This window comes from Nonomuraea sp. MG754425 (assembly GCF_021699195.1).
Taxonomy (GTDB): domain Bacteria; phylum Actinomycetota; class Actinomycetes; order Streptosporangiales; family Streptosporangiaceae; genus Nonomuraea.
In genome coordinates, this window is sequence record NZ_SSXE01000170.1 from 11,670 (window position 1) to 30,848 (window position 19,179).

Below are 19,179 nucleotides of genomic sequence, written 5' to 3' on the forward strand. Positions count from 1 at the left end.
GGCGCGAGGAGGCCACGCGTGAACGGCGACATCACCCAGAGCCAGGAGTGGGCGGCACTGGGCAAGCACCACGAAGAGCTGGCGGGCAGGCAGTTGCGGGAGCTGTTCGCCGACGACCCCGGCCGGGCCGGGCGCATGACGGTGACCGCCGGCGACCTCTACCTCGACTACGCCAAGCACCGCGCCACGGGCGAGACCATCGGCCTGCTCGTCGCGCTGGCCGAGCGGTCGGGGCTGCGCGAGCGCGTCGAGGCCATGTTCTCCGGCGCGCACATCAACGTCAGCGAGGACCGCGCCGTGCTGCACGTCGCGCTGCGCATGCCGCGCGAGGCGGAGCTCGTCGTCGACGGCCAGGACGTCGTGGCCGACGTGCACGCCGTGCTCGACAAGATGAGCGCCTTCGCCGGGCGGGTCAGGTCCAAGGAATGGACGGGCGCCACCGGCAGGCCCATCGAGACCGTCGTCAACATCGGCATCGGCGGCTCCGACCTCGGCCCCGCCATGGCCTACGAGGCGCTGCGCGACTACGCCGACGCCGGCGTCGCGGCCCGGTTCGTCTCCAACATCGACCCGGCCGACATCACCGGCAACCTGGCCGGCCTCGACCCCGCGACCACCCTGTTCGTGGTCAGCTCCAAGACCTTCACCACGCTGGAGACGCTCACCAACGCCAGGGTCGCGCGCCGCTGGCTGGTCGAGGCGCTCGGCGAGGACGCGGTCGCCAAGCACTTCGTCGCCGTCTCCACCAACGCCGCCAAGGTCGCCGAGTTCGGCATCGACACCGACAACATGTTCGGCTTCTGGGACTGGGTCGGCGGCCGTTACTCCTACGACGGCGCCATCGGCCTGTCGCTGATGATCGCGATCGGGCCCGACCGCTTCCGCGAGATGCTGGCCGGCTTCCACACCATGGACGAGCACTTCCGCACGGCCCCGTTCGAGGCCAACATGCCCGTCCTGATGGCCCTGCTCGGCATCTGGTACACCGACTTCTTCGGCGCCGAGACCCGCGCCGTGCTGCCCTACAGCCAGCGGCTGCACCGCTTCCCCGCCTACCTGCAGCAGCTCACGATGGAGTCCAACGGCAAGTCCGTGCGCGCCGACGGCTCCCCCGTCACCACCGGCACCGGCGAGATCTTCTGGGGCGAGCCGGGCACCAACGGCCAGCACGCCTTCTACCAGCTCCTGCACCAGGGCACCCGGCTCGTGCCCGCCGACTTCATCGGCTTCGCCGAGCCCTTCGAAGACCGCGAGGGCATGCACGACCAGCTCGCCGCCAACCTCTTCGCCCAGACCACGGCGCTGGCGTTCGGCAAGACCGCCGCCGAGATCGCCGCCGAGGGCACCGCGGCCGAGATCGTGCCGCACAAGGTGATGCCGGGCAACCGGCCCACCTCCACGATCCTGGCCCCCAAGCTCACCCCCGGCACGCTGGGCCAGCTCGTCGCGCTCTACGAGCACATCGTGTTCGTCGAGGGCACGATCTGGGGCGTCGACTCCTTCGACCAGTGGGGCGTCGAGCTGGGCAAGAAGATGGCGCTCGACCTGGCGCCCGCGCTCACCTCCGACGAGCCGCCCACCGCCTTCCCCGACACCTCCACCGAACAGCTCATCCGCAGATACCGGGCGCTGCGCGGAAGGGCCGTCTGACATGGCGCGGGCGGGCGCGCTCGTCCTGTTCGGCGTCACCGGTGACCTCGCGCGCAAGATGCTGCTGCCCGCGCTCTACCACCTCACCGCCGAGGGCCGGTTCGACCTGCCGGTCATCGGCGTGGCCAAGACCGACCTCGACCTCGACGGGCTGCGCGAGCACGCCCGCCAGGCCTGCGGCGGGGTACGCGACGCGGCCTTCGAGAAGCTGGCCGGCAACCTGCGGCTGGTCGCCGGCGACTACGGCGACCCCGCCACGTTCGCCCGGCTGCGCGAGGAGACCGAGGGCAAGGGCTTCCTGTGCCACTACCTCGCGGTGCCGCCGGCGCTGTTCGAGGTGGTCGCCGAAGGGCTGGCCGGGCAGGGCCTCAACCGCGACGCCCGGCTCGTCGTGGAGAAGCCCTTCGGCCACGATCTCAGCTCGGCCAGGGAGCTCAACGACAGGCTGCTGCGCCACTTCGACGAGGACCACCTGCGCCGCGTCGATCACTTCCTGGGCAAGGAGCCGGTCGAGGACCTCATGGTCTTCCGGTTCGCCAACACGCTGCTGGAGCCGATCTGGAACCGGTCCCACATCCGCAGCGTGCAGATCACCATGGCCGAGGACTTCGACGTCAGCGACCGCGGCGCCTTCTACGACGCCAACGGCACCGTCCGCGACGTCGTCCAGAACCACCTGCTGCAGCTCCTGGCCATCCTCGCGATGGACCCGCCGCCCTCCATCGACGCCCGCGCCCAGCTCGACGAGAAGTGGCGGGTGCTGCGCGCGGTCAAGGCCATCGACCCGGCCGACGTCGTCCGCGGCCAGTACACCGGCTACCTCGACACCGACGGCGTGCGCCCCGGCTCCACCACCGAGACCTACGTCGCCATGCGCGCCTACATCGACAACTGGCGCTGGGCCGGGGTGCCGTGGTGCATCCGCTCCGGCAAGGCCCTGCCGACCACCGACCTGGAGATCGTCGCCGAGCTGTTCCGGCCGCCGGTCACGATGTTCGGCAACGGCGACGCGCCCGACACCCCCAACCTCATCCGCTTCCGGCTGCAGCCCGACGCGGGGGTGACCTTCGACCTGCTGGTCAAGGAGCCGGGCAAGCAGCACGCCCGGCCGGTGCCGGTCAGCGTCGACTTCACCAAGGTGCTCGGGCCGATGGAGGCCGCCTACGCGCGCATCCTGTTCGACGCCGTCAGCGGTGATCCGCGCAGGTTCGCCAGGTTCGACCTGGTGGAGGAGTCGTGGCGGATCGTGCAGCCGGTGCTCGACCCGGGGCAGGCGCCGCTGCCGTACGCGAAGGGGAGCTGGGGGCCCGAGCCGGCGGCGCACATTCCACCGGGCGGCTGGCACGAGATCTCCACGACGTTCGACTGACCGGCGTGCGGTGGGTAGGGAAGAGGCAGCGGGCCCGATCGACGCGTCGGGCGTCCTGGAGCGACGATGGGGGGATGGACATTGTGGAGCTGATGGAACGGTCGAAAGACGCGGTCACGGTCAAGCGGGTCTTCGGCGAGCCGATCCGGCACGGCGACGTGGTCGTCATCCCCGTGGCCAGGGTCGTCCAGGGCGGCGGCGGGGGCCAGGGGCAGGGGAAACGTGAGAAGGGCGAGGAGGGTTCCGGCGGCGGCGGCGGCTTCGGCCTCGGCGCGAGCCCGGCGGGGGTGTTCGTGGTCAAGGACGGCGAGGTCCGGTGGCAGCCCGCGGTCGACGTCAACCGCATCGTCGTGGGCGGTCAGGTGGTGGCGGTCGTGCTGCTGCTGACCCTGCGGGCGATCTTCGGGAGGCGGCGCCGCAGGCGCTGATCCGGCCGTGCTGATCGATCTGCTCGACGACGCCCGCCTGCCCGGCCACGCCTTCCTGATCCCCGGCGCCAACCTGCCGGTGCGGCTGGCCGGGCTGGGCGGCCCGGCGACGCTCGTCCGCTTCCCGCCGGGCTGGACCCGGCACGAGCGCGGCCACTACCTGGCGGGGGAGGAGTTCGTGCTGCTGGCGGGCGAGCTGCGGGTCTCGGGCATCACGTACCTGCCGGGGCAGCACGGCTGGCTGCCCGCCGGCACGCTGCGCCACTCGTGCGCCGCCCCGGGCGGCGCGCTGGCGTTCACGTCGTTCGACGGCCAGCCCACCTGGGTGCGCGGCGAGCGGGACGTGCCCGACGGCCCGCTCGGGCGCACGCCTCTGGAGAGCGTCGTCATCCCAGGCGGCGGCCTTCCGCTCACCCCGCGCTCCGTCCTGCTCGACACGCCGATCCCGCTCGATCGTCCGGCCGAGGTGATCACGGTGCCGACCTGGACGTGGGAACGGTCGGCCCTGATCCCGGAGGGGCGGGTGCTCGTCCGGTGGCCGCCGTGACCCGCGCGGTCAGGACAGGCTCACGCCCAGCAGGTGACCCAGCCCGTACGTGACGGTGGCCGCCCCCACCCCCAGCGCGAGCTGGCGCAGGCCGCCGAGCCACCACGGCCGCGCGGTCATCGCCGCCACGGCGGCCCCGAACCCGAACAGCGCCACCACGCTCAGCACCAGCGCCACCATGATCCCGGACGCCCCGAACAGGAACGGGGCCAGCGGCACCAGCGCCCCGACCGCGAACGCGCCGAACGACGACGCGGCGGCCAGGTAGGGGGAGGGCAGGTCGTCGGGGTCGACGCCGAGTTCTTCGCGCACGTGCACCCGCAACGCCTGCTCGGGATCGGCCGACAGCCCGTCGGCCACCCGTTCGGCCAGCTCGGGATCGAGCCCGCGCGCCCGGTAGAGCGCGGCCAGTTCGGCCCGCTCGCCCTCGGGGTTGCGGGCCAGCTCGCGCCGCTCGACGGCGATCTCGGCCCGCATCAGCTCGGTCTGCGACTTCACGGAGGTGTACTCGCCGGCCGCCATCGAGCACGCCCCGGCGATGAGCCCGGCGAACCCGGCCAGCACCGCCCCCTGCCCGGCTCCGGCCGCTCCGACGACTCCGGCGATCAACGCGAAGTTGGACACGAGCCCGTCCATGGCCCCGAACACCGCCGGCCGCAGCCAGCCGCCGGTCACGTCACGGTGGCTGTGGTGCTGCTCAGGAGATTCCGGCCGGACAAGCTCGATGGTCATGAAACCCTCCAATTACGATCTCTCGTCGACAAAGGTGGCATGTCGAACGAAAGTTCGCAACGAAGGAGAGGCTTGCCTGAGCTGCGGTGGGTCACGCAGGGTGATCGAACATGCCTGCGCGACAGCACCCTATGCGTCCGGGTGAACGCATGATGCGACCGCCGCGCCTGCTGGGCGGCGGCCCGCGCGATCGTCAGGCGTGGATCGGGGCCGTGGCGGCGGGAACCGTCTCGGTGGGCCGCGTTCCGCGGATCATGGTCTCGCAGTCGGCGATCGTCTCCTCCAGCAGCGTCCGCAGCAGCGTGTCCGGGTCGTCGACGCACGCCTGCACGATGCCCACCACCGCGAGCTGCACCGCGTTCGGGGCCGCGTACCGGCGGAACCCCTTCTCGGTGATCCTGGCGGCCCGGCTGAAGCGCCTGGCCTGCTCGGCCGCGTGCGGGACCTCGTCCATCGCCCGCCGGCTGCGCTCGCTCATCGGCCGCCCGGGGGCCCCGTCGAGCCGGGCCAGCATCTCCTCCGCCGCCAGCACCGACACCGCGAGCGCGAGCTGCCGCTCGGCCGCCGCCACCGGCAGGGCGGTGGTGGCGCAGCGCAACGCGATGTGCGCGTCTATGCGCAGATCGTCACTGGACAGGCCGATGATGGACGGCACCAGCCGGACGAGCCGGGCCCGGCCGGCGTCGCCGACGTTGTCGTTCACCAGCCGGGCCAGCGCCGCCAGCAACGGGTGCGTGCAGGCCGGATGGTCGCTCCAGCGCTCCCCGGCCAGGTAGGAGGCCAGCTCCATGAAACAGGCGCCACGCTTCGGATTGCGATGCCTGCCTCGGGACAGGACCGGCATGTGATCAAGATGATTGTCCACGGGTGCTCCACTGCTTCACGCGATCGCCATCTGTCCAGCGCGGTCCATTCAGTTTGCGCTGGAGTACGGTTCAATGCCAGTGATGCGGGGCTTTCTCGATGAACGTTCCCTCTACCCGCCCATGTCACACTCACGCCCTACCACCGCACGAAAACCGCGACCGTGCGGCCCGGGACCGTGAGCGTGCCCGTCGCGGGCTCGAAGGACGACTCGCGCACCACCGGATCGTCCGACCCGGCCTGTACGGGGTGCAGCTCCACCCGCTGCCCCGCCAGCGCTGGCACGTCCTGGGCCTGCGGCTGCGGGGTCGCGTTGAACACAGCCGTGACCGACGTCCAGCGCGGGTCGAGGCCCTCGGTGTCCACGTGCAGGGCGATCACGCCCTCCGCCGAGGCGGGGAAGGACAACCGCCGCCGCACCTCCTCCGGCGAGCCCAGCGCGAACGCCGGCGTCGAGGCCCTGATCCGCAGCAGCTCGCCGAAGCGGGCCCGCGCGGCGCCGATGTCCGCGCAGCCGGGCCGCAGCGCCGGGTCGGCGAGCAGCGGCCGGGCGTAGGGCCAGCGGGCCTCGTTGCCGGCGCGCGGCGGCAGGCCCGCGCCGAAGCCGTTGCCCTGCGCGCAGTCCCACAGCAGCCGGTTGAACCAGTCGCCCGAGTCGTAGGAGTTACGGTCGAACGACTTCGAGCGCAGCCGCTCGCTGCCCGCGTGCACGAAGACCGTCCCCTGCGACAGCAGCGCCGCGGCCAGCGACAGCGCCTGCATGCGCACCCGGTCGGCCATCGGCGTGTCCGGTGGCAGCTTGTAGGCCAGCGCGTCGAACAGCGTCTCGTTGTCGTGCGCGTCCACGTACGTCACCGCCTCGCCGGGCGCGGCCGTGTACCCGGCGGGCGAGCCGTTGTAGTCCACCTCCGAGCCCTTCCTGCCGCACGGCAGCACGTAGTCGCGCAGGTTCCCGGTCAGGCCGACCCTGATCAGGTCGGCGTAGTGCGCCAGCCGCGCCCGCTGCTGCTCGGCCGTGCCGTTGGCGGGCGAGCCGTTGGGCGCGCCGGCCAGCCCCGAGCCGAAGCCCTGCACGCGCGGGTCGGCGTCGAACGGGGTGCCGCCGCGCACCGCGTCACGCAGGCGGTCGGTGAACGTGCCGATGCCGGTGCCGGCCAGGTTCGCCTGCGTGGCCTGCTCGAAGCGGGCGTCGTCGGCCACCTCGCCGAAGTTCCAGCCCTCGCCGTACAGGATGATCGACGGGCCGTCCACGCCGTCGCGGGCCACGGTCAGCTCGTCGAGGGCCCGGCGGACGGCGAGCAGGTTCGCCTTCGGGTGGTGGCCCATGAGGTCGAAGCGGAAACCGTCGATCTTGTACTGCCTGGCCCACGTGACGATCGAGTCCACCACGAGCTTGCCCATCATCAGGTGCTCGGGCGCGGTGTTGGCGCAGCAGGTGGAGGTGGCCACGGCGCCGTCGTCGAGCAGCCGGTGGTAGTAGCCGGGCACGATCGGGTCGAGCACGCCGGTGGAGTGCGTGTGGTTGTAGACGACGTCCATGACCACCCGCAGCCCGGCCCGGTTGAGCGCGGCGACCATGCCGCGGAACTCCCTGGTCCGCTCGTCGGGGTCGCGGGCGTACGAGCCCTCGGGCACGGTGTAGTGCAGCGGGTCGTAGCCCCAGTTGAAGGCGTCCGTCGCGGCCGTGCGGGCCACGCACTCCTGCTGCCGCTCGGAGTCCGGCGGCAGCGCGGCCAGGTCGCGCGACGGCTCCGTCCGGTCGGCCGCGCGCTCGGGCACCGTGGCGAAGTCGAAGACGGGCAGCAGGTGCACGTGCGTCAGCCCGTCGGCGGCCAGCGCGCGCAGCTCGCGCATGCCGGCGCCGTCCTGCTCGAAGGCCGCGTACGTGCCGCGCAGCGCGGGCGCGACGGTGGCGTCGGAGGCGGAGAAATCGCGCACGTGCAGCTCGTAGATCGAGGCCCGGTGCTGCGGCACCGGCGGCGGCTTGGCCTGCCGGTCCCAGCCGGGCGGCTTGGCGGCGGCGGCGTCGAGGCTCACGAGCCTGCTGCGCGCCCCGTCGGGGGTGACGCCCAGGCCGTACGGGTCGGTGACCTCGTTCGTCACGATCGTGCCGGCCGCCGGCGAGTAGACCGTGACCAGGTAGGTGTACTCGCGCTCCAGCCAGGTCGGCAGCCCGCGCACCGACCACACGCCGCTCTCGTCGTCGCGCCGCATCCGGTGCAGGGTGCGCCCGCCGGGGCCGTACAGGGCCAGCTTCACCTCGCGGGCCGTCGGCGCCCACAGCGCCAGCTTCGGCATGACCTGGCCCGACGGGCCCAGGACGGCGGTGGCGGCGTTGGCGTACAGGTCGTCGAGCACTCCAGGGAGCTGCACGCCGGTCGCGCTCAGCAGCGTGCCCGCCGCGTCCCGGGCCACGGCCGCGACCTGGCCGCGCAGCGCGTCGCGGACGAGATCGGCGTCGCGCGCGGGCACCTTCAGCGCCGGGTACGCGGCCAGGTGCGGCCACCGGCGGCGCTGCTCCTCGCTCAGCTCGCCCGCGGTGAGCCGGATGAGCCGCGGGCCGCCGTCCAGGTCGCGTACCTCGCCGCCGGCGCAGGTGAGACCGCCCATGGCGCTGAAGGCCAGGAAGTGCCGCAGCGACGGATCGGTCCGCCAGACGACCGTGTCGCGGTCGATCCAGTGGGCCCTGGCCCTGCTCAGGTCGGCGTCGGCGCTCGTGGCGGCGGGCGGCTCCGGCCGCCACCGGACCGGTGTCAGCGGCTCCGTGCCGTCGCCCTGGTGAATGATGTGACGCAGGTTCCTCACCCCCTGGGCGGGCGGCGCCGCCCCCAGACATGTGACTCCCCAGCGGTCATCGTTCCCGTCCGGGCGGAGGTGATGCGGAACGGCTCAGAGGGGACCGTACGCACCCCAAACCGATCTTTGCCATCCTTTCTGGAAATTTCTGCAACGCGGCAAACCCCATCCTGGCCCGCAAGCCGGCTCACCTGCGTCCATCCCGGGTTCACCATGAGAGACCGTCTCCCTGTGCAGGGTTGTGACCAGCGGAAACGCCGAAAGGCACGAGGATGGATCAAGGTAACGACTTGCAGAAAAACTTGCGCCGCCATCTTCCGATGAGCGTCTCGTCGGCGTAACCTCCGGCTTACTCCGACCTCCGACCGAGCTGTGAGGAGAAGGACATGCGACGACTTTTACCGTCCGCGGCGGTGGTTGCGTCACTGGCGCTGGCGATCTCCGCCTGTGGCGGAGGCGGCGGCGGGACCGCCGCGCCCCCCACCCAGGTCTCCGACCCGTCGAAGGTGAGCGGCGAGGTGACGTGGTGGGACACGACGCGTCCCGACAGCGAGGGACCGACGTTCCAGGCGTTGATCAAGGAGTTCGAGGCCGAGTATCCGCAGGTCAAGGTCAACTATGTGAACGTGCCCTCGGACCAGGCGCAGAACCAGTTCCAGACGGCCGCGCAGGCCGGCACCGGCGCGCCGGACGTGATCCGCTCCGAGGTGGCCTGGACGTCGCAGTTCGCCTCACTGGGCTACCTGCAACCGCTGGACGGCAGCCGCGCGGTCGACCGCCCCGAGGACTTCCTGCCGGGCCCGCTGAGCAGCACGAAGTACGACGGCAAGACCTACGCCGTGCCGCAGGTCACCGACACGCTCGCGCTGATCTACAACAAGCGGCTGCTGAAGGAGGCCGGGCACGAGGAGCCGCCCAGGACGATCGCCGAGCTGAAGCAGACCGCGCTCGACGTCAAGGCCAAGACCGGCGCGGCCGGGCTGGCGCTGAACGTCGACTCCTACTTCCTGCTGCCCTTCATGTACGGCGAGGGCGGCGACCTCCTCGACGTGGCCGCCAAGAAGATCGTGGTCAACTCCCCGGCGAACGTGAAAGCCATGGAGACCGTCGCCGACCTGATCAGCTCCGGGGCCGCGCCCAAACCCGCCACCACCGAGAGCTACGCCAACGCCATGACCGCCCTCAAGGAGGGCAAGGCGGCCATGATCTACAACGGGCCGTGGGCGCTGTCGGAGATCCACCAGGGCAAGGAGTTCCAGGACACGGCGAACCTGGGCATAGCGCCGGTCCCGGCCGGATCGGTCAAGGCCGCGGCCCCCACGGGCGGCTGGAACCTGGCCGTCTACGCCGGCTCCAAGAACATCCCGGCCGCCTCCGAGTTCGTCCGTTTCATGACCACGGCCGAGGCGCAGGCGAAGATCGCCAAGGAGATCAGCCTGCTGCCCACCCGCACCTCCGCCTACGCCGACCCCGCGGTGCAGGGCAACGCGGACGTGGCGGTGTTCAAGCCGATCATGGACACCGCGGTGCCGCGCCCGTGGATCCCCGAGGGCGGGCAGCTCTTCCAGCCGCTGCTGGAGGGCTACCAGGCGCTCGTCGGCGGCAAGTCGGCGCCGGCGGACATGCTCAAGGGCGTCGACGAGCAGTACCGGGGGATCATGAAGGACTGGAGCTGACCGGTGGCCGTCTCCACCGGAGGGGTTCGGGCCGCGGGCGAGGCGCGGCGTCTACCTGTCGCTGACGGACGCGACCGAGGCCAACATCGGCCGCACGATCGGCGTCAACGTCATCCCCGCCACCTACGAGTTCGTCGGCCTGGAGAACTACGTCCGGATCCTGACCAGCGGCCTGTTCTGGGACAAGCTGCTGTGGACCGTGCTGTGGACCGTGATCTGCGTCGCGGCGCACTACGGCATCGGCCTGGGCCTGGCCGTCATGCTCAACCGCCCCCTGCGCCTGCGCTCGCTCTACCGGGTGCTGCTGATCCTGCCGTGGGCGGTGCCCGCGTTCGTGGCCGCCTTCATCTGGCGCTACCTCTACAACAGCGACTACGGCGTGATCAACGGCTTCCTCAAGCTGGCCGGGCTCGGCGGCGTCGGCTGGCTGGACGACCCCACCACCGCGAAGATCGCGGTCATCGCGGTGAACGTGTGGATCGGGGTGCCGTTCATGATGGTCGCCCTGCTCGGCGGGCTGCAGTCGATCCCCGCCGAACTGTACGAGGCGGCGGAGGTGGACGGCGCCAACGCCTGGCAGCGGTTCAGGGCGATCACGCTGCCGGGGCTGAGCCAGGTGTCCGGCACGGTCGTGCTGCTGGGCACCATCTGGACGTTCAACATGTTCCCCATCATCTTCCTGGTCACCAGGGGCGGGCCGGGCAGCGAGACGGAGATCCTGGTCACCTACGCCTTCCGCGAGGCGTTCACCGGGATCCGCGACTACTCCGGGTCGGCGACCTGGGGCGTGATCATCCTGGCGATGCTGGTGGTGCTGGCCGTCGGCTACCGCCGCAGCCTGCGCGGTCAAGGAGGTGGCTGGTGAGCGTCCGGACCCGGCGGCGCGGCGAGCGCGGCCCGCTGGCCTCCGCGGGCCTGCACGCGGGCCTGCTGCTGGCCGTCGCCGTCTCCCTGTTCCCGGTCGTGTGGCTGGTGCTGACCTCGCTCAAGCCGCGCGACGGCTGGCTGTCGGCCGAACTGCGCCTGTTCGACGACTCCTCGCTCGACAACTACACCCGCGTGCTGACCGCGACCGAGTTCCCGCGCTGGCTGCTCAACAGCGTGCTGACGGCCGGGCTGACCATGGTGCTGGGCGTGTTCCTGGCGGCCACCACCGGGTACGCGGTCAGCCGGTTCCGCTTCCCCGGCCACCGGTCGGTGATGTGGCTGCTGCTGATCACCCAGATGTTCCCGGTGGCCATCCTGATCGTCCCGCTGTACAACCTGATGGCCGGGCTCGGGCTGCTGAACCAGATCCCCGGCCTGGTGATCGCGTACATGACGATCGCGGTGCCGTTCTGCGCCTGGATGATGAAGAGCTACTTCGACACCGTGCCGATCGAGATCGACCAGGCCGGGATGGTGGACGGGCTGACGCCGTTCGGCACCTTCTGGCGGGTGGTGCTGCCGCTGTCGCGGCCCGGCGTCGCGGTGACCGCGTTCTACTGCTTCATGACCGCCTGGGGCGAGGTCGGCTACGCCACGGTGTTCATGACGCAGGAGGACAAGCGCACGCTGGGCGTGGGTCTGCAGCAGTTCATCGGCCAGCACTGGTCCGACTGGGGGCTGATGACGGCCTCGGCGGTGCTCATCGCGATCCCGGCGGGCGTGGTGTTCCTGCTGGTGCAGCGCCACCTGGTCACCGGTCTGACCGCCGGAGCCACGAAGGCCTGAGACCGTACGCGGGGAAGGGGATCACGCTACTTCCGTTTGAGTAATCGAACAATCACTTTGCGTAATGATGGTTCGGGCGGGATCCTTCTCACATGGACGGATTCCTCGACGAGACCTGCGGGGGTGTCACCGAGCTGCGCGTCCACGGAGTCTCCGGCACACCCCCGTCCGGCATCCTCGGCCACCCCTACCCCCGGATCGTCGCCGGCGACGGCGTCACCGGGTTCTACCGGCGCTGGTGGCCGGGCGGGCGGCCGTCGGGCGACCAGGCGGACGTGCCGGGGGTCCGCCACCGCGAGGCGTACGCGTGGGGAAACCTCACCTCCGGCGGCCGGACGATCGCGTCGTGGTTGCTCCTGCTGCCGTTCTCGCTGGCGAACCTGTCCTACTTCATGCTGCCCAGGCCCGCGCGGGGCGCGCGGCTGCGGCACGTCACGGAGGGGGCGCAGCGGCTGTTCGCGCTGCTGCTCACCGGCACCCTGGTCGGCGCCGTCACCAGGGCGAGCGTCGATCTCATCGGCTGGCAGTGCACGGCCGCCGGGCGCGCCTGCACCTTCGACACCGCGCCGGCGTGGGTGCGCTGGCTGGGGGTCATGTGGGGGAGCGAGCCGTCCAAGCGGCTGGCCGTCACCGCGCTGGCGCCGCTGCTGCTCGTGGTGCTGCTGTGGTGGATCGCGCGGCGCACGTGGCTGCGCGACGAGCGCATGGTGCCGCCCGACCTCGGCGTCCGCGACGGCGTGCTGCTGGCCCGGCCGAGGTTGTGGCACGGCGCGGCGCCGGTGTGGCGGCTGCGGGTCGTGCACGTGGCCTTCTCGATCGCCTCCATCGGGGTCGCCGTCTCCGCGCCGTTCGCGGGCACGGCACGCGGGCTGGCCCTGACCGTCGCCAACGCGGCCGTGCAACTCGCGGCGGTCGTGCTGGCCGCGCTGCCGTCGATCGCCCGGCGGCTGGACCCGCACACGGGCGAGCGCACGCCCCCGTGGCTGACGGCCGCCTGCCAGGTGCTGCGGCTGGCCGCTCCGGCGGCGTTCCTGGCCACGGTCGCGGTGGCGCTGGCCGGGATGCCGCCCGGCGTCGCCACGTCCGCGTGGTGGCTGCCCGGCGTCGGCATCGGGGCGTTCCACTACGCGCTCACGCTCGGGCTCGGGCTGTTCATCCTGGTCGCCAACGGCGTGCTGGCCCGCATGGACCGGCCGGTGGAGCCCGCCGGGCCGGAGCGCGAGCCCCGTCCGCTGGGCGGGCTGGCCGCGTGGATCGTGCTCATGGTGGCCGTCGGCAGCGCCAACGTGCTCGCGCTCGGCCTGCTGTTCTGGACCGCCGCGTTCTTCGGCGTCCCCGGCCACCCCGAGGACCCGTGGCCCGTCGGCGAGAAGCTGTTCCTCGACGACCCCGTCTGGTGGACGGCGGCGATCGTGCCGCTGGTCATCGGCGGCCTCCTCGTCGTGGCCGGCGTGTTGTGGCTGATCCGCGGGGCGACGGCCCGGCGGCTGGCTCCCGAGCTGAAGCCGTACTACCTCGAACGCGACGACGCCCGGGTGGTGGCGCGCATGTGGGCGCTGGCCTCGCTCACCGACCGCGCCGGGCTCGTGCTCGGGGTGCTCACCGGCATCGGGGCCGCCGGGTCCGCCGCGGCGATCGTCGTCAACCGGCTGGGGCTGTTCAGCCCCGCCGACGGGCTCGCCGGGCCGCTGGCCTCGGCCGGGAGCTGGCTCATGGTGGCCGCCGTCGTCACGCTCGTGCTGGTCGCGCGGCGGACGTACCGTGACTCGCGGCTGCGCAGGACGATCGGGATCCTGTGGGACATCAGCACCTTCTGGCCGCGGGCCATCCACCCGCTGTCGCCGCCGTGCTACACCGAGCGGGTCGTCCCCGAGCTGATGACCCGCGTCGGCCGGCTCGCCGGCACCGACCGCGACCAGGTCGTGCTGTCCGGGCACAGCCAGGGGAGCGTCATCGTGGCCGCCCTGGCGCTGCAGCTCTCGCCCGAGCAGCGGGACCGTGTCCGGCTGCTCACGCACGGCTCGCCGCTGCGCCGCCTGTACGCGCCGTTCTTCCCCGCCTACTTCGGCGGCGACGGCCTGAGCGCGCTACGCGAGCGCGTGACCTGGAGCAACCTCTACCGGCTGAGCGACCCCATCGGCGGGCCCGTCTTCCGCCGCGTCGATCCCCTCGCCGGCGGGCAGCGCGACGCGGTCGACCTGTTCTGCTGGGACCCGCACCGGCCGGGGCCGGGGGAGCCGCTGCCGGAGGCGCGCTGGCACTCCGACTACTGGCTCGACCCGGCCTACGACGCCGCCCTCGACCGGCTCATCGCCGTCAAACCCGCCGCCTGAGCCCGCCGCCTGGGCCCGGCCCGCCTGGGCGTGGGCCGGGCGGGTGTGGGCCGGGCGGGCGGCAAGATCTGAAATTTTCTTTTAGTTCACCGGTAAGTCTTGAAAGTTATATCCACGAGCGATTGAGTTCGGTCGTGCAGACCCTCCGATTCCTGGCCGCCGCCGCGCTCGTGTTAGGCCCCGTGGCCGTCAGCACGCCCGCGCAGGCCGACCCCACCCCTCCCGCAGAGGACACGCTCACGACGGCCTCGTCCTACCCGGCCGCCTCCACCCTGCTCGCCCCGACGACGGCGGCGCCCCAGCGGCTGGAGACCGCCAAGAAGACCCGGCCCGTCGCGCCGGGCATCTCGCTGACCTCGTTCGACACCTACGACGAGCTCGGCTGGCTGCGCGCGGACGCCGTCACCGCCGAACTCGGCGGCACCGCCTCCGGCAACCGGGCCGACTACGTCTTCTCCGGCGAGGTCACCAGGACCGAGCCGCTGTCCGGACCGGCCAAGCGCTCCCGGGCCGTCGCCGCCGTCAACGGCGACTTCTTCGACATCAACAACTCCGGCGCCGCCCAGGGCATCGGCGTGCAGGACGGCACGCTGGTCCAGTCGCCGGCGGCCGGGCACGAGAACGCCGTCGCCGTCACCGCGGACGGCGTCGGGCGCGTGCTCAAGATGTACTTCGAGGGCACCGCCACCCCGGCCGGCGGCACCCCGGTCAAGCTCACCCAGTTCAACCAGATCGTGCAGAGCGGCGGCGTCGGCCTGTTCACGCCGCTGTGGGGCTCCTACAACCGGGCCCGCGCCGTCGAGGGCGCCACCTCCGTCGCCGAGGTCGTGCTGGTGGACGGGGTCGTCTCCGAGGTACGCGGCTCCGCGGGCACCGGCCCGATCCCCGCCGGCACCACCGTCCTGCTCGGCCGGGACGCCGGCGCCGCCGCGCTGTCCGCGCTGAAGCCCGGCGACAAGGTGGACGTGGCCTACCGGCCCAAGCCCTCCGACGACGACGGCGTCCAGGCGGCCGTGGGCGGCAACTGGGTGCTCGTCAAGGACGGCGCCGTGCAGAACTCCACCGACCCGGCCGCGCACCCGCGCACCGCCGTCGGCTTCTCGGCGGACGGCAGGAAGATGTACCTGCTGACCGTGGACGGCCGCCAGGCCGACAGCCGCGGCGTCACGCTCAACGAGCTGGCCGCCATGATGCGGGACCTCGGCGCGGCCGACGCGCTCAACCTCGACGGCGGCGGCTCCTCCACCATGCTCGCCCGCGAGCCCGGCTCCGCCGACGTCCAGGTGGAGAACAGCCCGTCCGACGGCGGCGAGCGGCACGTCCCCAACGGCCTGGCCCTGTACGCGCCCGAGGGCAGCGGCAAGCTCAAGGGCTTCTGGCTGGAGACGGCCAGCGACCCCGCCAAGGCGCCCGGCGTCGGGCCCGTCGCCGGTGGCCGGCCCGACCGCGTCTTCCCCGGCCTGACCAGGCGGCTGAGCGCCGCCGGCTACGACGAGACGTACGGCCCCGCCGCCGGTACCCCGTCCTGGCGGGCGAACCCGGCCGTGCACGGCGTCGTCCGCGACGGCCGCTTCCACGCCCTCGTGCCCGGCCCCACCACGGTCACCGCCTCGCGCGGCACCGCCAAGGGCGCCATCGAACTCACCGTGCTGCAGCCCCTGGAGCGGCTCGGCACCACCGCCGACCGGCTCGGCCTGGCCGGCGCGGACGCCACCGCCACGTTCGGCGTGGTCGGCTACGACCGCAACGGCAACTCCGCGCCGATCGAGCCCGGCGACCTCACCCTCGACTACGACAAGAGCCTGTTCGAGGTCACCGCGGCCGAGCACGGCTACTTCACCGTCAAGGCCGTCAAGGGCACCGGCTCCGGCCTGATCACCGCCAAGGTCGGCAAGATCGGCACCGCGGTGCCGGTCACCGTCGGGTTCGAGGACAAGCCGGTCGCCGACTTCGAGGACGCGGCGTCGTGGACGTTCGCCGCCGCCCGCGCCACCGGCTCGCTCTCGGCCGCCGCCGGGCAGAGCGGTGGCGGGCTCAAGCTCTCCTACGACTTCTCCACCTCCACCGCCACCCGGGCCGCCTACGCCAGCCCGCCCCAGCAGATCGTGGTCGAGGGGCAGCCGCAGGCGTTCGGGATGTGGATCAACTCCACCGGCAAGGGGGAGTGGCCCAGCCTGGAGTTCTACGACGCGCTCGGCCAGTCGCAGATCCTGCGCGGGCCGTACCTGACGTGGACCGGCTGGAAGTACGTCGAGTTCACCGTGCCGCCCGGCGTCAGCTACCCGCTCAAGCTGCGGCGCTTCTACGTGGCCGAGACCAAGGCCGACGTGCGCTACACCAACGAGATCCTCATCGACGGCCTGGTCGCCAAGGTGCCGCCGTCGGTCTCCGCCCCGGCCGCGCCCAAGGTCGCCGACCCCGTGGTCAGGAGCGAGGTGTCGCAGATGCCGTGGCGCTTCGCGGTCATGTCGGACGCCCAGTTCGTCGCCAGGGACCCCGACAGCGACATCGTCAGGAACGCGCGCAGGACGCTGCGCGAGATCAAGGCGGCCGGGCCGGACTTCCTGGTGATCAACGGCGACCTGGTGGACGAGGCGTCGCCGGAGGACTTCGCGCTGGCCAAGAAGGTCCTCGACGAGGAGCTCGGCGGCACGCTGACGTACTACTACGTGCCCGGCAACCACGAGGTCATGGGCGGCAAGATCGACAACTTCAAGGACGCCTTCGGCGCCACGTACCGGACCTTCGACCACAAGGGCACCCGGTTCATCACCCTGGACACCTCCCGCCTCAACCTCAGGGGCGGCGGCTACGACCAGGTGGCCCGGCTGCGCTCCGCCCTGGACGAGGCGGCCGAGGACGGCTCGATCGGGTCCGTCGCGGTGCTGTTCCACGTGCCGCCGCGCGACCCCACGCCCGGCAAGGGCAGCCAGCTCGGCGACCGCAAGGAGGCCGCCCTCGTGGAGGGGTGGCTGGCCGACTTCCAGCGCGGCACCGGCAAGGGCGCCGCGTTCATCGGCGGGCACGTGGGGACCTTCCACGCCGCGCGGGTGGACGCCGTGCCGTACGTCATCAACGGCAACTCCGGCAAGAACCCCGCCACCGCCCCCGACGACGGCGGGTTCACCGGATGGTCGCTGTGGGGCGTGGACCCGGTGACGCGGGCCGAGGCCGAGCACGTCCGGCGCAACTGGTTCGCCGACGCGCCCGACTGGATCGGCACGCAGGTGCGGCCGCACGTGGACGACCTCACGCTCACCGTCCCGGCCACGGTCGCGGTCGGCGCGCCGGCCACGGTGACGGCCGCGGTCGTGCAGGGCTCGCGCACGGTGCCCGCTGTCCACCCGGTCTCGGCCCGGTGGTCCGGCTCGCCGAACCTGCACGTCGGCACCCGGCTGACGGCCAAGCCCTGGCACGTGGCCGTCCTCGACCCCGTGACCGGCACGCTGACGGCGCTGCGCCCCGGGCAGGTGACGGTGGCCGTCACGGTCAGCGGGGTCACGCGGCAGGCGAGCGTGGCGCTGAGCGCCAAGGCCGCCGCCTGACGCCGGTGACCTTCTGACGGGAGCTTGTGACGGGAGCTTCTGACGGGCCCCGTGGGACGGCGATCGTCCCGCGGGGCCCGTCGCGTGTCCGCCCCCGGGCTCAGGGTACGAGAGCCTGGAATGACGGGGGAGGAGCGCCGATGTCCATGGAGTTCGACCTCGTGCCCGCGGTGCTGACCCAGGCGGTCGACGAACTGCCGCTCGTGGACCACCACGTGCACGGGGCGACGTCGCACGACCTGTCGCGCGTGGCGTTCGAGGAGCTGATCACCGAGTCCGACCGGCCGGTGCCCGAGTGGATGACGCAGTTCGACTCCCAGCTCGGCCTGGCCGTCCTGCGCCACTGCGCGCCCGTGCTCGGGCTCGAACCCTTCTGCACGCCCGAGGAGTACCTCGCCCGGCGGGCCAAGCTCGGCGCCGCCGAGGTCAACCGGCTGCTGCTCGGGGCCGCCGGGCTCGGGCACCTGCTCGTCGAGACCGGCTACCGGAGTGAGGAACTGCTCGGGCCGTCCGGGATGGCGCAGGCCAGCGGCGCGCCGGCCGACGAGGTGGTGCGCCTGGAGAGCGTGGCCGAGCAGGTGGCCGCCGGCGGGTGCACGGCCGCCGGGTTCGCCGAGCGGTTCGCCGAGGAGCTGTGGGAGCGCAGCAGGACCGCGCGCGGGCTCAAGAGCGTCGCCGCCTACCGGTGCGGGCTCGGCTTCGACCCCGCGCCGCCGTCGCGCGCGGAGGTCGCCGAGGCCGCCGGGCGGTGGCTGGCGGCCGGGGGCGGGCGGCTGGCCGATCCCGTCCTGGTGCGGCACCTCATCTGGACGGGGCTGGAACGCGGGCTGCCGACACAGTTCCACACCGGCTTCGGCGACCCCGACCTCGACCTGCGGCTGGCCGACCCGCTGCTGCTGCGCGGGCTGATCGAGCTGGCCGAGCCGACCGGGGTGCCGCTGTTGCTGCTGCACTGCTACCCGTACCAGCGGCAGGCGGGCTTCCTGGCACAGGTGTACCCGAACGTCTTCTTCGACGTGGGGCTGGGCGTGAACCACACGGGCGCGCGCGGCGCGGCGCTGGTGGCCGAGAGCCTGGAGGTGGCGCCGTTCGCCAAGCTGCTCTACTCCTCCGACGCCTGGGGGCCGGCCGAACTGCACCACCTGGGGGCGGTGCTGTGGCGGCGGGCGATGGCGCGGGCGCTGGGCGGGTTCGTGACGGACGGGGAGTGGTCGGCGGCCCAGGCGGTGCGGGTCGCCACGATGGTGGGGGTGGAGAACGCACGCCGCGTCTACGGGCTGGGTGCCCGGGGCTGAGCGCCGACCTCGGAACGGGGCCGCGCCCGCGCCCGCCGGAAGGCGGTCCCGCCAGGCATGCGGTCCGTCGGGCCGGGTGAACGGCCGGTTTGCCGGGCGGCGGACCCGCCAGGCAACCGGCCCGATGGACAGCGGGCCCGTTGGACAGGCGGGCCCGCTGGGCAGCGGGCCCGGCGAGCGGCCGGGCCCGTTGGGTGGTGGGCCGGGTGGACGGGCCGGGCCCGCCTGGGG

Annotated in this window: 13 protein-coding genes; 10 read left to right on the forward strand and 3 right to left on the reverse strand. The window is 72.7% G+C overall.

The genetic code is table 11. The features are described from left to right. The first annotated feature begins 18 nt into the window (after nt 1–18). The 4 genes from pgi to FAF44_RS40765 all read left to right on the forward strand — a co-directional run bounded on the left by pgi (nt 19) and on the right by FAF44_RS40765 (nt 3,994). Nucleotides 19–1,650, forward strand: coding sequence for a glucose-6-phosphate isomerase (pgi, locus tag FAF44_RS40750; protein ID WP_237108734.1), 1,632 nt, complete (start codon nt 19–21; stop codon nt 1,648–1,650). A gap of 1 nt (nt 1,651) precedes the next feature. Continuing rightward, the gene (zwf, locus tag FAF44_RS40755; protein WP_237108735.1) at nt 1,652–3,019 is read left to right on the forward strand and encodes a glucose-6-phosphate dehydrogenase; all 1,368 of its coding nucleotides are present in this window, start codon (nt 1,652–1,654) and stop codon (nt 3,017–3,019) included. 92 nt (nt 3,020–3,111) lie between these two features. Next, a complete protein-coding gene (locus FAF44_RS40760; RefSeq protein ID WP_237108736.1) occupies nt 3,112–3,447 on the forward strand; it encodes a spore germination protein GerW family protein in 336 nt (111 codons plus the stop codon). Nucleotides 3,448–3,454: 7 nt separating this feature from the next. Continuing rightward, nucleotides 3,455–3,994: a hypothetical protein gene (locus tag FAF44_RS40765; protein WP_237108737.1), complete on the forward strand. Its 540-nt coding sequence runs from the start codon at nt 3,455–3,457 to the stop codon at nt 3,992–3,994. A gap of 9 nt (nt 3,995–4,003) precedes the next feature. Here the strand turns inward: FAF44_RS40765 and FAF44_RS40770 are convergent, their stop codons facing one another. From FAF44_RS40770 to pulA, 3 genes are all read right to left on the reverse strand, one after another. Beyond that, nucleotides 4,004–4,726 (reverse strand): VIT1/CCC1 transporter family protein, encoded by a 723-nt coding sequence (locus tag FAF44_RS40770; protein ID WP_237108738.1) that lies wholly within the window; start codon nt 4,724–4,726, stop codon nt 4,004–4,006. 193 nt (nt 4,727–4,919) lie between these two features. Further along, complete coding sequence (locus tag FAF44_RS40775) at nt 4,920–5,516, reverse strand: hypothetical protein (RefSeq protein ID WP_237108739.1); 597 nt, start codon at nt 5,514–5,516, stop codon at nt 4,920–4,922. A gap of 212 nt (nt 5,517–5,728) precedes the next feature. After that, entirely contained in the window at nt 5,729–8,395 is a 2,667-nt protein-coding gene (gene pulA / locus FAF44_RS40780) for a pullulanase-type alpha-1,6-glucosidase (RefSeq protein WP_237108740.1), read from the reverse strand. 404 nt (nt 8,396–8,799) lie between these two features. On the opposite strand from pulA, the gene FAF44_RS40785 reads away from it, so the two are divergent. From FAF44_RS40785 to FAF44_RS40810, 6 genes are all read left to right on the forward strand, one after another. Next, nucleotides 8,800–10,062: an extracellular solute-binding protein gene (locus tag FAF44_RS40785; protein WP_237108741.1), complete on the forward strand. Its 1,263-nt coding sequence runs from the start codon at nt 8,800–8,802 to the stop codon at nt 10,060–10,062. A gap of 199 nt (nt 10,063–10,261) precedes the next feature. Continuing rightward, nucleotides 10,262–10,927: a carbohydrate ABC transporter permease gene (locus tag FAF44_RS40790; protein WP_237108742.1), complete on the forward strand. Its 666-nt coding sequence runs from the start codon at nt 10,262–10,264 to the stop codon at nt 10,925–10,927. Next, nucleotides 10,924–11,775, forward strand: a complete 852-nt coding sequence (locus tag FAF44_RS40795) for a sugar ABC transporter permease (protein ID WP_237108743.1) — start codon at nt 10,924–10,926, stop codon at nt 11,773–11,775. Before FAF44_RS40790 ends, FAF44_RS40795 begins: the two co-directional genes overlap by 4 nt. 92 nt (nt 11,776–11,867) lie before the next feature. Further along, the gene (locus tag FAF44_RS40800; protein ID WP_237108744.1) at nt 11,868–14,108 is read left to right on the forward strand and encodes a hypothetical protein; all 2,241 of its coding nucleotides are present in this window, start codon (nt 11,868–11,870) and stop codon (nt 14,106–14,108) included. A gap of 134 nt (nt 14,109–14,242) precedes the next feature. Beyond that, the gene (locus FAF44_RS40805; RefSeq protein WP_237108745.1) at nt 14,243–17,653 is read left to right on the forward strand and encodes a phosphodiester glycosidase family protein; all 3,411 of its coding nucleotides are present in this window, start codon (nt 14,243–14,245) and stop codon (nt 17,651–17,653) included. Nucleotides 17,654–17,793: 140 nt separating this feature from the next. Further along, the gene (locus tag FAF44_RS40810; RefSeq protein WP_237108746.1) at nt 17,794–18,948 is read left to right on the forward strand and encodes an amidohydrolase family protein; all 1,155 of its coding nucleotides are present in this window, start codon (nt 17,794–17,796) and stop codon (nt 18,946–18,948) included. The last annotated feature ends 231 nt before the right edge of the window (nt 18,949–19,179 follow it).